This is a genomic window from Frankia sp. CoBUL1 (assembly GCF_978021245.1).
Map to the genome: position 1 here is coordinate 17,253 of NZ_CDXDOS010000015.1, position 14,748 is coordinate 32,000.

At 69.6% G+C, this 14,748-nt stretch carries 14 protein-coding genes; 9 read left to right on the forward strand and 5 right to left on the reverse strand.

Annotated elements, in window-relative coordinates:
* The first annotated feature begins 35 nt into the window (after positions 1-35).
* From AC08OX_RS03080 to AC08OX_RS03090, 3 genes are all read left to right on the forward strand, one after another.
* Positions 36-1,517: a DNA recombination protein RmuC gene (locus AC08OX_RS03080; RefSeq protein WP_476606404.1), complete on the forward strand. Its 1,482-nt coding sequence runs from the start codon at positions 36-38 to the stop codon at positions 1,515-1,517.
* Between the two features lie 62 nt (positions 1,518-1,579).
* The gene (locus AC08OX_RS03085) at positions 1,580-2,203 is read left to right on the forward strand and encodes a DUF6542 domain-containing protein (protein WP_198537738.1); all 624 of its coding nucleotides are present in this window, start codon (positions 1,580-1,582) and stop codon (positions 2,201-2,203) included.
* Positions 2,204-2,561: 358 nt separating this feature from the next.
* A complete protein-coding gene (locus AC08OX_RS03090) occupies positions 2,562-3,410 on the forward strand; it encodes a polysaccharide deacetylase family protein (RefSeq protein ID WP_476606405.1) in 849 nt (282 codons plus the stop codon).
* Here AC08OX_RS03090 and AC08OX_RS03095 read toward each other — a convergent pair.
* Positions 3,376-4,158 (reverse strand): sterol desaturase family protein, encoded by a 783-nt coding sequence (locus tag AC08OX_RS03095; protein WP_476606406.1) that lies wholly within the window; start codon positions 4,156-4,158, stop codon positions 3,376-3,378. The genes AC08OX_RS03090 and AC08OX_RS03095 overlap by 35 nt on opposite strands.
* Before the next feature lie 129 nt (positions 4,159-4,287).
* A complete protein-coding gene (gene glpX / locus AC08OX_RS03100; RefSeq protein ID WP_476606407.1) occupies positions 4,288-5,274 on the reverse strand; it encodes a class II fructose-bisphosphatase in 987 nt (328 codons plus the stop codon).
* Positions 5,275-5,728: 454 nt separating this feature from the next.
* On the opposite strand from glpX, the gene AC08OX_RS03105 reads away from it, so the two are divergent.
* The gene (locus AC08OX_RS03105) at positions 5,729-6,316 is read left to right on the forward strand and encodes a DUF4245 domain-containing protein (RefSeq protein ID WP_476606408.1); all 588 of its coding nucleotides are present in this window, start codon (positions 5,729-5,731) and stop codon (positions 6,314-6,316) included.
* A 56-nt stretch (positions 6,317-6,372) separates the two neighbouring features.
* On the opposite strand, the gene AC08OX_RS03110 is transcribed toward AC08OX_RS03105, so the two are convergent.
* On the reverse strand, positions 6,373-6,579 hold the full coding sequence (locus AC08OX_RS03110; RefSeq protein ID WP_476606409.1) for a hypothetical protein: 207 nt from the start codon (positions 6,577-6,579) through the stop codon (positions 6,373-6,375).
* 440 nt (positions 6,580-7,019) lie between these two features.
* On the opposite strand from AC08OX_RS03110, the gene AC08OX_RS03115 reads away from it, so the two are divergent.
* Complete coding sequence (locus AC08OX_RS03115) at positions 7,020-7,292, forward strand: exodeoxyribonuclease VII small subunit (RefSeq protein WP_476606410.1); 273 nt, start codon at positions 7,020-7,022, stop codon at positions 7,290-7,292.
* A gap of 48 nt (positions 7,293-7,340) precedes the next feature.
* On the opposite strand, the gene xseA is transcribed toward AC08OX_RS03115, so the two are convergent.
* A complete protein-coding gene (xseA, locus tag AC08OX_RS03120) occupies positions 7,341-8,555 on the reverse strand; it encodes an exodeoxyribonuclease VII large subunit (RefSeq protein WP_476606411.1) in 1,215 nt (404 codons plus the stop codon).
* Between the two features lie 155 nt (positions 8,556-8,710).
* Here xseA and AC08OX_RS03125 point away from each other — a divergent pair, with 155 nt between their 5' ends.
* The 4 genes from AC08OX_RS03125 (at position 8,711) to AC08OX_RS03140 (ending at position 13,756) form a co-directional block, all read left to right on the forward strand.
* A complete protein-coding gene (locus AC08OX_RS03125; RefSeq protein WP_476606412.1) occupies positions 8,711-9,670 on the forward strand; it encodes a 4-hydroxy-3-methylbut-2-enyl diphosphate reductase in 960 nt (319 codons plus the stop codon).
* 265 nt (positions 9,671-9,935) lie between these two features.
* Positions 9,936-11,327, forward strand: coding sequence for a class II fumarate hydratase (locus AC08OX_RS03130; RefSeq protein WP_476606413.1), 1,392 nt, complete (start codon positions 9,936-9,938; stop codon positions 11,325-11,327).
* 553 nt (positions 11,328-11,880) lie between these two features.
* The gene (gene sthA, locus AC08OX_RS03135; protein ID WP_476606414.1) at positions 11,881-13,293 is read left to right on the forward strand and encodes a Si-specific NAD(P)(+) transhydrogenase; all 1,413 of its coding nucleotides are present in this window, start codon (positions 11,881-11,883) and stop codon (positions 13,291-13,293) included.
* Between the two features lie 112 nt (positions 13,294-13,405).
* On the forward strand, positions 13,406-13,756 hold the full coding sequence (locus tag AC08OX_RS03140; protein ID WP_476606415.1) for a winged helix-turn-helix transcriptional regulator: 351 nt from the start codon (positions 13,406-13,408) through the stop codon (positions 13,754-13,756).
* 73 nt (positions 13,757-13,829) lie between these two features.
* On the opposite strand, the gene AC08OX_RS03145 is transcribed toward AC08OX_RS03140, so the two are convergent.
* Positions 13,830-14,408, reverse strand: coding sequence for an NUDIX hydrolase (locus AC08OX_RS03145; RefSeq protein ID WP_476606416.1), 579 nt, complete (start codon positions 14,406-14,408; stop codon positions 13,830-13,832).
* Positions 14,409-14,748: the final 340 nt, after the last annotated feature.

Sequence of the window (14,748 nt, forward strand, 5' to 3'; positions counted from 1 at the left end):
CGAAACTGTCGGAGGGCCGTGATTGCCTCTCTCCCGTGGACACGACCAGCGCGCTGCTGGCCCTGATCGGGCTGGCTCTCGGCGCCATGGGCGGATTCGCCGCCGCGCGCCGCTTCGCCGAGCCGCGGGTCGCCGCGCTCACGGCTGCGCACGCCACCACCGTGCGGGAGCGCGACCAGGCCCGGGAGGCCGCCGCCGCCGCTGCCGAGCGTGCGATGCTGGCCGAGTCGGACGTGTCCAGCCTGCGCACCGCGCTGGAGTACGAGCAGCGAGCGGCTGCCGAGCGGGTGGCGCTGGTCGAGCAGAGCCAGGACCGGCTTGCCGAGAGCTTCCGAGCGCTGTCCGCGCAGGCTCTGGAGGGCGCGAGCCGTCAGCTGGTAGAGCTGGCCTCCGCCCGGCTGGACGAGGCCGGCGCCCGCGCCCGCGGCGACCTCGACGTCCGTCGTTCGGCGGTCGAGAGCATGGTGACGCCGCTGCGGGAGGCCCTCGGGCGGATGGAGGACCGGCTGCGGGAGCTGGAGACCGCGCGCACCGAGGCCTACTCGGCGCTCGTCGAGCAGGTGCGGTTCGCCCGCGAGGCGTCGGAGAACCTCCGGTCGCAGACCGCCGCGCTCGTGACCGTGCTGCGCCGGCCCCAGGCCCGCGGTGCCTGGGGCGAGATGCAGCTGCGCCGGGTGGCGGAGGTGGCCGGCATGCTCAACCGCTGCGACTTCACCGAGCAGATGACGATCCAGGGCGACGACGGCCCGCAACGGCCCGACATGGTCGTCCACCTTGCCGGTGGCCGCAACGTGGTCGTCGACGCGAAGGTTCCGCTCAGCGCGTTCCTGGAGGCCGCCGACACGACGGACGAGGACCATCGCGCGCGCCGGATGGCCGCCCATGCCCGCCATCTGCGTGCGCATGTCGACGGCCTCGGCGCCAAGTCCTACTGGCGGCGGCTGCCGTCGTCCCCGGAGTTCGTGGTGCTCTTCGTCCCCGCCGAGGCGTTCCTGGCCCCTGCCCTCGATCACGATCCCGGCCTGCTCGAGCACGCCGCAGGCAAGAAGGTCATCATCGCCACCCCAACCACGCTGATCGCTATGCTGCGGACCATCGCCCACGCTTGGACTCAGGATGCGCTGACCGCACGGACGAAGGAGATCTTCGAGCTGGGTCGCGACCTCTACACCCGCCTCGGCACCCTGGGCGAACACGTCGATCGCCTCGGTCGCTCGCTCGGCCGGGCGGTGGGGGACTTCAACGCCACCGTCGGCTCGTTGGAAAGCCGGGTGCTGACCCCCGCCCGCCGGCTCGCGGCCATGGAAGTCGTCGAGGCGGGGCTCCCCAGTCCGGTTCCGGTAGAGACCGGCGTACGGCCGCTGTCCGCCGCCGAGCTCCTGAGGAGCACCGGGGAGGGCGCGACGACCGGGCGGGGTGGCGCCATGGAGGACCCCGGAATCGATGTCGGGTACCAGACCCCTGACGGCGCAGATCCGGCCAGATGGGACGCGAACGACCAGCATAAGGAGGCTTAAGCAACGGAAAGCAGTGAGATCGACACCGAAAGCTCAAATGCGAGAGCCGATGCGCATGTCTGGTGCATCGCCCTGACGCATTGGAAATCTGCGGGCGGTACCTTGCCTTCGTGAGTGTGCCGCCTCACCGGCAGTCGGCCGGACCGCCGGGCAGATCCGCACGCGCTCGCGGGCATGATGATCTGTACGCCCGCAGCTCGCGCGGTCGGGCGAGTGGGCCGCCGCCCACACTGTTCACGGGCAGCCGCCGGGGCCTCACCGCGCTCGGCACCGGCATCCTCGTCCTCGTCATCGGTGGGCTCGGTGCCATCGCGGACTCCGCGATCTTCGGTTCCCTGAAGTTCGCCTTCGGCGTGCTGTTCATCGGCTCGTGCGTCCTCGCCGCGGTCCGCGTGCATGCGGATGACCTCATCGGCGTAGTGATCATGCCGCCGCTCGCCTACGCGCTCATCACCCTCGGCGTCGGCTACCTAAACCCCGCGGCCGGGAACGGCGGCTCCGGCCTGCGCAACAAGGCCATCGATGTCGGCTCGGAGATGATCCTTCACGCTCCGATCCTGCTGACGGCCTTCATCCTGGTAGTCGTCATCGCGCTCTTCCGGGGTCGCCGCGCCCAAGTGGCGCGCCGCGAGCGGCAACGTTCCCTCGCGCAGTCGGCCGCCGAGCGCCGACGCCGGCCGCTGTAGCCCGGACCGCCGGTTCCCCACGCCGGGTCGGCCGTACCGCCACAACCACCCCACAGATAAATCCATGCCATCAATAAAAACAATAACAGGCATGTAGATGGAACGGTCGACGACAAACACCGGCAACGCGACGGCACCTATTGCCGCAGCTCGTGCTAGATTCCATGCCGCATCACGCACCCACCGTTCAGGTGCACTTCCACTGGCATATCGGGTGCCGCATCCCCGGAGGCGGCGGACGTAGGGAGGCCCGCTTGTCGTGCACGTCTCACGCTTTCTCCGGCGAGCACGCCCCGTCCGTTGGTGAGCCGGTCGGGCCCCGGTGACCGCCAGTCCCTGCTCAGCGGGACGAACGCCGATGATCCCGATGTTGCGCTACCGGTCTCTCGACACGCAGCCGCCACGCGGCCCGCGACGTCGGCTAATCCCCTTCGCGACCTTCATGCGGCACTGCGCCCTCATCGCCGCCTCCGGCCGGCAGGCGCTCACCGTGTCGAAATATGCCGCATCCCTGCGCGCGGCCACCGCGCCGGCCAACCCGGTCATCATCACCTTCGACGACGGCGGCGTGGAAACCTTGAAGGCTCTCCGCCGACTGGCCGAGACGGGTCTGACGGCGACGGTATTCGTGACCAGTTCGCGGGTCGGTGATCCGGGCTATTTCAACCGGACCGACCTTCATCGAATACGGGGTCTCGGGATAGAAATCGGCGGGTCCGGTCACACCGGACGGCGGCTGGACGAGCTGGCGCGGACCGACGTGATCGCCGAACTGACGCTGTCGCGCCGCCGGCTGGCCGTGGCGACCGGGGACGAACCTCGCACGTTCGCCTACCCCCTCGGCGGATACGACCTGTCCGTACGCCAGCTTGTGATCTCGGCCGGCTACAGTTCGGCCTGCACGGTACGCGACGTCCTCTCGCATCCCGCCGACGACCGCTTCGCCCTCGCCCGGTTGACCATCGAGGCGAACACGCCCGACAGCCGGCTTCGCGCGTGGTTGGAAGGCGTCGGGCGGCCCGCGCCGCCTCCCACGGTGCCACGGACCCACACCCATCGGCTTCGGCGCGCGGCCGCCCGCCCACCCGGTCTTTTCACCCCCCGGCTCGGTCAGCCCGATCCTGGCCCGGTGACTGGCAGCGGGGACCCGGGCGGCCTCGCATCCCCCGGCCTCAGCTGGCCATCACCGGCCCTCCCGGAGCACTGAGCAGTCCGAACAAACTGAGCAGACGGGGTGGCGGCAGGACGGCTGGCGGCGTGGTACCCCGCCCGCGGGCGGTCGGCGAGAGTGCCACGGCGTCCCGCGGCGGGTCGGTGCGCAGGGCCAGATCACCGAGCGGACTGGTCACCCCGAGCCAGTACCGCTCGTTGCGGTAGTGGTGCAGACGATGCCCTCGCCACAGCCGCCGGTAGTAGGCCGTGCGCGGGGGGACCCGGGTGTGGATGAGGAAATGCGTCCAGTCGTAGACGAGCGCACCCATCCCAAGGCAGAGCGCGCCGGTCGCAACCCATGGCGGCCCGAGCAACGCAGGCGCCGCGACGGCGACGGTTCCGCTGATCACCTCGCGGGGGCGCAGGAACATCGTGTCGAGGTTGGTCGGATCGCGATGATGCTGCTCGTGCCCGTATCCGGCAAGCTGGTAACCGATCGATCCCAGCCGACTGCCCGGCCGGGCGTGGAGCAGTATCCGGTGCACACTCCACTCGACGAAGGGCTGCGCCGCCACGGCGGCCACCGCGACGCCGGTGTCCCGGATCCGCCACGGGCCTCGGACCACCCGCAGGACGGCAAGCGCCCCCACGCAACCAAGCAGAACGGGGGGCCGTGGATGGCGCAGGAACCTGCGTGCCGCACCCACCAGCGTCCGGACCTCCGCGGCGCTGCCGTGCGGTCCCGGGGGGTCGAGGCGCGCGAACACCCTCGCGGGGACGGACGGTCGCGGGTAGTGCACCATGCGACCACCTCCCGACCAGATCGGAGTCGGACCAGGACCAGGACCAGGACCAGGAACAGCATGGAAACTGTACGGAACTCCGACCGGACCGGCGACTTGGATCGAAGCTGCGACCGGGACCGCGGCGGCTCAGAACGGAACGGTGGAGTACGCCTGCAGCTTGGTGAGCTGATGCTGGCTGTCCACCCGGCGGATGGTGCCCGAGCGTGACCGCATCACCAACGAGGACGTGTTCGCCCCGCCCGGCCGGTACCGCACCCCGGCGAGCAGTTCGCCGTCCGTGATGCCGGTCGCCACGAAGAAGACGTTGTCACTGTCGACGAGGTCCCGGGTGGACAGTACCCGGGCCGGATCGCCCCCGAGGTCAGCAACCCTGCGATACTCCGCGTCGTCCCGCGGCCACAGCCGGCCCTGGATCACTCCACCCAGGCAGGTCACGGCGCAGGCCGTGATGATCCCCTCGGGAGTGCCGCCGATCCCCAGCAGCAGGTCCACGCCGGTGTCCGCCGAGGCGGCCATCACCGCTCCGGCGACGTCGCCGTCGGAGATCAGCTTAACCCGGGCGCCGGCCGCCCTGATCTGCTCGACCAGTTGGCTGTGCCGGGGCCGGTCCAAGACCACCACGGTGACGTCCCGCGGGAGGATCTCCTTGGCCTTCGCCACGGCGCGGATGTTGTCCTCCACCGAGGCCGTGATATCCACCACCCCGGCCGCCTCCGGGCCGGTGACCAGCTTCTCCATGTAGAAACACGCGCTCGCGTCGTACATCGAGCCACGCTCGCTGACCGCCATGACCGAGATGGCGTTATTCATCCCCTTGGAGGTCAGCGTCGTACCGTCCACGGGATCCACGGCGACGTCGCATTCGGGGCCCTCGCCCGAACCGACCACCTCGCCGTTGAACAGCATGGGGGCCTCGTCCTTCTCCCCCTCGCCGATCACGACGACCCCGCGCATCGAGACGGTGCCGACCAGTCGGCGCATCGCGTCGACGGCGGCCCCGTCCGCGCCGTTCTTGTCGCCACGGCCGACCCAGCGCGCCGCGGCGAGCGCGGCTGCCTCGGTTACCCGGACGAGTTCGAGCGCGAGGTTGCGATCCGGAGCCTGCCCTTGCACGGCCAGCGTATCGGGCACGGACGAGGCGTCGGAAGGCCTGGAGGCGGAGGATTCAGCAGTGGAAGACACGGCCCGAGCCTAGTTCGGGAGCCCCGTCGGCGCCCGAACTAGGCCCGGAGTGACGCCGAATATACCTCCATGACCCTATCCCGCCGCGAAGGTGCGCCCGCGGCCGTCCGGCAAATCCGGCCTGTCGTCGACACGACATCTCGAATCCGCCGAAGAGGCACGCAACCTTCAACCCGGTGCGCGCGTCCAACGAAGCATCGGGCAGCCGTCACGCGGAGGGGGCGTGACGGCTGCCCGGCAGGCCCCGATCTGGCCGGTTTCTCGCCCCGCACTCCCCGATAAGGCCCTCCAGCCGGGCGAGAGTCTGAACACACCACCACCCCCGCGAGCCGCCCAGACGTGGTCCGGGTGCCCATTCGGGGGTTCGGACCTGGAAGATGGGGACGTGGCACGACGACGCGGTCAGGAAACGATCAGAGACATGGCGCTCTCTCTCGCCGTGGTCATGGCGGGTGTCCTGCTCTTCGTCGTCTTCGTCATGCCCCGCGGAGGCGACGAGCCCGCGGTCAAGGTCGTCGCGACGAGTGAGCCGATGGCGGCGTTCGCCCGCCAGGCGCCCTACTCCCCGCTCGGGCCGGCTGGCCTGCCCTCCTACTGGAAGCCGACCTCCATCCGCCTGACGCTGCCCACCGGTGGTGGCGACGGCGGTGCCGATGGTGGTCCCGCCGAAGCGACGATCGGCTACGTCGTCGATCGGCCCGACCATCGGACGTTCGCCCGCTTCGTCGAGAGCAACGCTCCCACCGCGGTCCAGCGGATCCTGGGGAACCGACCGGCCAACGGCACGGTCGATGTGGAAGGCGTCGCCTGGCAGCAGCGCCGGGACGGCGATGGGCATCTCGCGCTCACCCGAACCGACGGCGGCGTCACCATGATCGTGGATGACGGAGACGGCAAAGGCGGGGCGAATCAGGCCGATCTGGTCACCCTCGCCGCGTCACTGCGACCGGTCGTTCCCGCCGCCACGAACTGATCGGGCCGCCGGTACGGGCCCGGTCGATGCAAGCCGCCCGGTCAGCGCGAACCCGGTCAGCGCTGGACGGCGGCCGCGATGACGGGAGGCCGTGCGGGCGCGACGGCCGTTGCGGCCGGTGGCTGGCCCCCACCCTCCAGAGCGGTGGCGGCGGGGATGAGAATCGCCATGCCGATGACCAGGCCGGCCGCCCGACGTAGCAGCGGGCCCGTCGCCGGCATCCGCCATCCGGGATGGGCGCCGCCAACCCGCGTTCCGATCATCTCACCCCTCGGCACGGCGCCCACGGCGGCAACCGAAGGCGGAGCGTGCTCTCGGGCGAGGTCGCCGAGAGGTCTGCGACGAGGCGTCGGGCGTAGCGCGGGCATTGCTACCTCCGGACTGGATGTCCTGCGGGTAACGGCCGGTGTGCCAGGCCGGTCGTGGTCCGTCTCGGACCGAGACCAACCTGAAACGCCGTGCAGTGACCTTGTACTATGGATCTCCGCCGGACCGGCCGGGTTCAGCCATGATTGTCCCTTGTTGGATATCATGTTGGCCAGACAGAGGGGAAATCGCCACGCCGGTGCCTCCTGGCCGTCGGGTCGCCCAACGGTGGATGCCGGGTCGGGTCGGGACCGGCCCGAAACCTCGCGGTCACGGATTGAGCGGACATCGTTATAGAGGATTGTGGAAGATAGAGGGTTGTGGAGGCGGCACGGAGGTGGCCATGCCCGAAGAATTCAACGACGGCCCTACCGGTCGCACATCGGGCTCCGCCGCCGATGTCCTCCCGCCGGGCGTCCCGGCCCCACCGGTCACCTACGAGGCCGCGCGAGCCGAACTCGAGGAGATCGTCCGCCGGCTGGAGGCCGGCGGGGTGAGTTTGGAGGAGTCACTGATCCTCTGGGAACGGGGCGAGGGGCTCGCCAAGACCTGTCAGGCGCTGCTCGACGGCGCCCGCGCTCGACTGGCCGCGGCGACTCCACTCTCCTGATCTCCTGAGCGAGCGGGCCCCTCCAGCCGACCGGGCCGCCGGGCCTGCTCAGCCGTCCACGACCGTCGCGCGCAGCGTTCCGCCCGCCACCCGGATAGCGAGCCCGTCCCCGGCCGCAACCTCGGCAGGTCCGCGCACAACCGCACCATCCACGGTGCGCTGCACCACGGCGTACCCGCGGTCGAGGGTCGCCGCCGGCGACAGCGCGCGCATCCGGGCGCGGGTGGCGGCCAGATCGTTCCCGGTCACATCTATCACGTGGCGGACGCAGCGGCGCGAACGGGCGAGGAGCGCCGACACGTCGTCCGCTCTGCGGTCCACGTCGCGCGTGGGCGTTGCGAGCACGGGGCGTCCCCGGGTGTCCGCCAGCCAACGTTCCTCCCGGTCAAGTCGGTGCTCGACGACCCGCCGGGCCCGGGCCCGCAGCTGGGCGACCGCGATCGCCTGCTCACCGACGTCCGGCACCACCCTCTTCGCCGCATCCGTCGGCGTGGAGGCGCGGACGTCGGCGACGAAATCGAGCAAAGGGGTGTCCTGCTCGTGTCCGATTGCCGACACCACCGGGGTACGCGCGGCCACGACAGCCCGCAGCAGCGCCTCGTCGGAGAAGGGCAGCAGATCCTCCAGCGACCCGCCGCCACGAGCGATGACGATCATTTCCACCTCGGCACGCGCGTCGAGTTCCCGCAGCGCGTCGATGACCTGGGCGACCGCGAGAGGCCCCTGGACGGCCACCTCCCGTAACACGATACGCACCGCCGGCCAGCGACGGCGCGCGTTCTCGACCACGTCCCGCTCCGCCGCGCTGGCCCGCCCGGTGATCAGACCGACGGCCGCCGGGAGGAACGGAGGACGCCGCTTACGGGACGCGGCGAACAGCCCCTCGGCCGCCAGCGTGGCCTTGAGCTGTTCGAGCCGGGCCAGCAGCGCACCGGCACCGAGCGGGCGAATCTCAACAACCGCAAGGGCCAGCGTGCCTCGGCCGGGGTGGAACGACGGCTTGCCCCACACCACGACGCGGGCCCCGTCGACGAGCGCCGGCCCCACCGCGTCGCACACCGCGCGCGGGCAGGTGACCCGCAGGGACACGTCGGCGACCGGGTCCCGCAGGGTGAGGAAGACCGTTCCCATCCCGGGACGGCGGACGATCCCGGTCACCTGCCCCTCGACCCACACCCGCCCCAGCCGGTTGATCCAGTCTCCCAGCGCGCGCGACACGCTGCGGACCGGCAGCGGCTGTTCCGGGGACGATGTCAGTGCCACCCGGGCACCGTAACCTCGCCCCACAACCACGCCCCACAGTCTCGCCCCACAACGGTCGGCGGCCCTCGCCACGGCCGGACCGGACGATGTCGCCATCGGGTGATGCATCGCCTAGCCGACTTCCCGACCGCCCGCCGCCGCGTAGACTCCCACCCATGGGCCGGGTCCTTCTTGCCAAACCGCGCGGCTACTGCGCTGGTGTCGATCGAGCCGTCGTGACCGTGGAGAAAGCACTAGAGCTGTATGGTTCACCGGTCTACGTACGCAAACAAATCGTTCACAACCTTCATGTCGTGAAGACGCTGGAGGCCAAGGGCGCGATCTTCGTGGACGAAACCGACGAGGTGCCGCACGGCGCCACCGTCGTGTTTTCAGCCCACGGAGTGGCACCAACGGTGCACGAAGAGGCGGCGGTGCGCGAGCTCCGCACAATCGACGCCACGTGCCCACTGGTCACCAAGGTGCATTCTGAAGCCAGGCGGTTCGCCCGTGAGGACTACGACATCCTCCTCATCGGCCACGAGGGCCACGAGGAGGTCGTCGGCACCACCGGGCAGGCTCCGGACCGCATCCACCTCGTGGACGGGCCCGAGGACGCCGCCGGGGTGAAGGTCCGCGATCCGAAGCGGGTGGCTTTCCTCTCCCAGACCACACTGTCCGTCGACGAGACGATGACGACGGTTGACGCGCTGCGCGAGCGCTTCCCGCATCTGCAGGGTCCACCGAGCGACGACATCTGCTACGCCACGCAGAACCGCCAGGTCGCCGTCAAGGAGATCGCCGGCGCGGTCGACCTGGTCATCGTCGTCGGCTCGCGGAACTCCTCGAACTCGGTCCGGTTGGTCGAGGTCGCGCTCGACGCCGGCGCCCCGGCCGCCTACCTCGTGGACGACTCCACCGAGGTGGACCTGAGCTGGTTCGATGGTGTCGAGACCGTCGGGGTCACCAGTGGCGCATCGGTGCCGGAGGAACTCGTCACCGGCGTGATGGCCTGGCTCGCCGAGCGGGGCTTCACCGATGTGGAGGAGGTCACGTCCGCGGACGAGCACCTTCTCTTCGCGTTGCCGCCGGAGCTTCGCCGGGAGATGCGTACCCGCGAGCGCGCCGCCGGCTGAACCCGGACCGCCCCTCACACCAGACTCGTCGGAGCCACCCTTCCCCGCATTGCGCCGAAGCCCCGACGTTCCCCTCAGGAACCTCGCCGAAGGCAAGGTGACGGAGACCCCGAGCGGGGGCCCCCTATAGCAGGGGTCCCGACATGTCCTAAGGTCGGCCCTGGGGCCGCGTCCAGGCGGCATCTCGCCGGCACGCGGCCCCAGTATGCGGTACAGGGCACGGGCGGTACAGGGCACGGGCGACAAGCATCGGGAGAACAGGCGCATGAGCGAGCAGGAATACCGCATCGAGCACGACAGCATGGGTGACGTCCGGGTACCGGTCACGGCCCGGTGGCGGGCCCAGACGCAGCGGGCGGTGGAGAACTTTCCCGTCTCCGGCCAGCGGATCTCCCGCGCGCACATCGCGGCGCTCGCCCGGATCAAGGCCGCCGCCGCGACGGTGAACGCCAAGCTGGACGTGCTCGACGCGGACATCGCCGAGGCGATCGTCGACGCGGCCACGGAGGTGGCCCGTGGTGACTGGGACGACCAGTTCCCCTTGGACGTCTTCCAGACCGGCAGCGGCACCTCGTCCAACATGAACACCAACGAGGTGCTGGCCTCGCTCGCCTCCGAGCGCCTCGGCCGCCCGGTTCACCCGAACGACCACGTCAACGCCTCGCAGTCCTCGAACGACGTCTTTCCCTCATCGATCCACATCGCCGCCACCCAGGGCATCGTCGGCAACCTGATCCCGGCCCTGGAGCACCTTGCCACCGAACTCGGTCGCAAAGAGACCGAGTTCGCCGACGTCGTGAAGTCCGGCCGGACCCATCTGATGGACGCGACCCCCGTGACGCTCGGCCAGGAGTTCGGCGGGTACGCCGCCGCGGTCCGGCTCGGCGTCGAGCGCCTGCAGGTGGCACTGCCCCGGATCGGAGAGCTGCCGCTCGGTGGGACAGCCGTCGGGACCGGCATCAACACCCCGCCCGGCTTCTCCGCCGCGGTGATCGAGGAACTGTCCGCCAGCACCGGTCTTCCCCTGACCGAGGCACGCAACCACTTCGAGGCGCAGGCCTCCCGGGACGGCCTCGTCGAGGCGTCCGGCGTGCTGCGGGTGATCGCCCTCTCGCTCTACAAGATCGCAAACGACCTGCGCTGGGCCTCGTCCGGCCCGCGAGCCGGGCTCGGCGAGATCCGGCTGCCCGACCTCCAGCCCGGATCCTCGATCATGCCCGGCAAGGTCAATCCGGTCCTTCCCGAGGCGGTCTGTCAGGTCGTCGCCCAGGTCGTCGGCAACGACGCGGCGGTCGCGTTCGGCGGATCAGCCGGGAACTTCGAGCTCAATGTCATGCTGCCGGTGATCGCACGTAACCTGCTGGAGTCGATCCACATCCTGTCGACGATCAGCCGACTGTTCGCCGACCGTTGCATCGACGGCATCGTCGCCGACGTCGAACGCTGCCGCCGCTACGCCGAGTCCTCCCCCTCCATCGTAACGCCGCTGAACAAGTACATCGGCTACGAGGAGGCCGCGAAGATCGCCAAGATCTCGCTCGCCGAGGAGAAGACCATTCGCGAGGTCGTTCTCGAGCGCGGTTACGTTGCGGCGGGCCAACTCACCGAGGCACAGCTCGACGCCGCGCTCGACGTGCTGTCGATGACCCACCCGTAGCCGAAGCTCGTCGGGCGGCCGCTCCCCCACCGTCGCGTCTCCCGGGCACCTCCGTGACCCACGGAGGTGTTCCGTCCCGACGGCGGCGCCCGACGGCGCGGCGGGGGCCGTGGAAGACCCCCCAGACAGCCTCCACGACCCCCGCTAGAGGTTTAACGGGTCGGCGGCGGGTTGGTTACGGGTGGCGGGTGCCCCAAATTTCACCTGCCGGCACGACGGCCCGGCACGTCGACCCGGCGGCAGGGTCTGCCAGCCCGGCGGCGAGGGCCCGGCAGCCTGGCGTCGCGACTCCTCGACGGGTTCCCACCAGTTGGACTCGAAAAGCTCTCAGCCGGAACCACACCGGCACATATGGCGGACGCGGCGGCACACCTCGGCCATCACGGACGGGTTCGCGACACCTACCTCAAGTGATAACCCGCAGGTAAAGCGACTCCCGAGAAATTTCCCAGAAGAAATGGACGTAACAAGCACGGCCAACATGCCGATCCGACCCGTCCGGCCGGATAGCCTCGGGTTCACCGGAGACCGATAGATTGCGGGGGATGTGACGATGTTCGACTACGACGTCCTCGTCATCGGATCCGGGCCGGGCGGGCAGAAGGCCGCGATCGCAGCGGCCAAGCTCGGCCGACGGGTCGCGATCGTCGACAAGCGGGAAATGATCGGTGGTGTCAGCATCAACACTGGCACGATCCCGTCCAAGACGCTGCGAGAAGCGGTCCTTTATCTGACCGGCATGTCACAGCGTGAGCTGTATGGGTCGAGCTACCGGGTAAAGGATGACATCACCGTCGGTGACCTCTCGGCGCGGACCAGACATGTCATCAGCCGCGAGATCGACGTGATTCGCAACCAGCTCAGCCGTAACCACGTCACCCTGCTGACGGGACTGGCCAGCTTCGTCGATCCGCACACCGTGAACGTGCGGGCGGGCGGCGAGGACACCGAGGACCGCCGGATCCAGGCGGAAAGAATCATCATCGCCACAGGAACCCGCCCGGCGCGGCCGGACACGGTCGACTTCGACGGACGGACCGTCGTCGACAGCGACCAGATCCTGGCCCTGGAGAAACTGCCCCGGTCGATGGTCGTCGTCGGCGCCGGTGTGATCGGTATCGAATACGCCTCGATGTTCGCCGCGCTCGGCACGAAGGTGACCGTCGTCGAGCGCCGTGACCGGATGCTCGACTTCTGCGACCTCGAAATCGTCGAGGCGTTGAAGTATCAGCTCCGCGATCTTGCGGTGACCTTCCGTTTCCGCGAGTCGGTCGTCTCCGTGGAACGCCACAACGGCGGTACCCTCACCCTGCTCGAGAGCGGGAAGAAGCTCCCGGCGGACACGGTGATGTATTCGGCCGGGCGGCAGGGGCTCACCGACATCCTCCACCTTCCGGCGGCCGGTCTCTCCGCGGACAACCGCGGCCGGATCAAGGTCGGCTCGGACTTCCGCACGGAGGTCGATCACATCTACGCGGTCGGCGACGTGATCGGATTTCCCGCTCTCGCGGCGACGTCGATGGAACAGGGACGCCTCGCGGCGTACGCCGCCTGCGGCGAGGACGTCAACGCCATGCGGGCCGAGCTGATGCCGATCGGGATCTACACGATCCCGGAGATCTCCTATGTTGGCAGCACCGAGGACGAGCTGACCGAGCAGGCCATCCCGTTCGAGGTGGGCATCGCCCGGTACCGGGAGCTGGCCCGCGGAGCCATCCTCGGTGACTCGTACGGGATGCTGAAGCTACTGGTCAGCCCGGACGACCGGCGCCTTCTCGGGGTGCACGTCTTCGGTACGGGAGCCACCGAACTCGTCCACATCGGACAGACCGTGATGGGCTGCGGTGGCACCATCGACTACCTTGTCGACAGCGTCTTCAACTATCCGACGCTCGCCGAGTCCTACAAGGTCGCGGCTCTGGACGCGATGAACAAGATGCGCGCGGTCGCCCGCTTCAGCGGCTGACCGGCGCACCAGACGGCGCATCGGGCCGGGGGCGGCCGCGAACCGGGCTCCTCGCCCCACGACGTCATGAGCTGACGAAAGGTAAGCCGCTATCACCGGATCGGGCCGGCTGATGGCGGGCAAGCATAGGCTGATCAGGGTGGAGCTGTCCTCGTTCTGCCCGCGCTACCACCATGCCGTCGAGACCATCGGGCGGCGCTGGACCGGGGCCATCGTGCGCGCGATGCTGGCCGGCGCAACCCGGTTCTCCGAGATCACGACGGCGGTGCCCAACCTGTCCGACCGGCTCTGTTCCGTACGGCTGAGGGAACTCGAAGCCGAAGGGATGGTCAGACGCACCGTCGTCCCGGACACGCCCACGCGGACCGAGTACCACCTGACCGCGAAGGGAGCGGACCTCGCGGACACGGTCGCGGCCCTCTCCCTCTGGGCCGAGACCTGGCTCCCCGACCCACGCTGCTGACCCGTCCTGCTGGCCCGCGCTGCTGGCCCGGGGTTGCCCGGCACCCCAGCGGATCAGGCCCGCACGGGTCCGGTCAGCGCACCAGCCCGGCCTGCTGGGACGCTCTGGTCAGCTTCGCGCCCAGCTGGCCGGAAATCCGCTCGGGCGCCACCCACCGAACCTGCGTCGTGGCGCTCTCCCGCACCGCAAGGCTGCGGTCCTCGACGTGGAAGAGATAGGTCATGTCGTAGTGCACGTGCTCGGGTTCACCGAGGATCGGCGCGGCGTCGACGATTCTGACCTCCACGTCGAACGGGAGGATCCCGCCCGGGATCACCGCGTCGGCCTCGACACCGGCCCGGCGCGCAGCGAGCCCGAGCGCGGCGCCGAGCAGCGAGGAGTCGTCGGCGTCGACATGACCGCCGGGCATCCGCCAGACCGCGGTGGACGGCTCCAGGATCTCCAGCACCCGCCAGTCCGGGGACACGATCGCGGCTCGGCACGTGACATGGGCCGGCATCGTGCTACGGGCTGTGATGGATGGCCCGTGCAGAGCCAGCACGACCAAGGACCGCATGAGGTCCATTTCGTCCGGGTTTGCCTCGATGTAGCCCAGGGCCACACCGATCACCGCGTTGTTGGTGACCGCCACGCTTAAGGAACGTACAGGCATCGGGCGCCGATCACGACCCACTGAGACGGGACACACCGAAACTCGTATCGTACCAGCATACTCACTTACAGCGATAAAAAAGGTAACAGAACGGACCGAATCGGAATTCCGGCAGCAAGGAAGGGAGCTCCGCCCACGAGGGGATCCACCGTCGGCCGCGAAACGGCGGAAGCTGGAAGCAGTGGCACCAACACCCCGTGTAATCGTCACCCCCATGCGGCCCATCCCCATCTTGCGATTACGGAAGGTAACATCCCCCTCTTGCGGTTACGGAAGGTAATTTTTGGTACCGGCACGCCGCTCGGCCGCCCCGACGCGCGACCCCGGCCCCGGCCCCGGC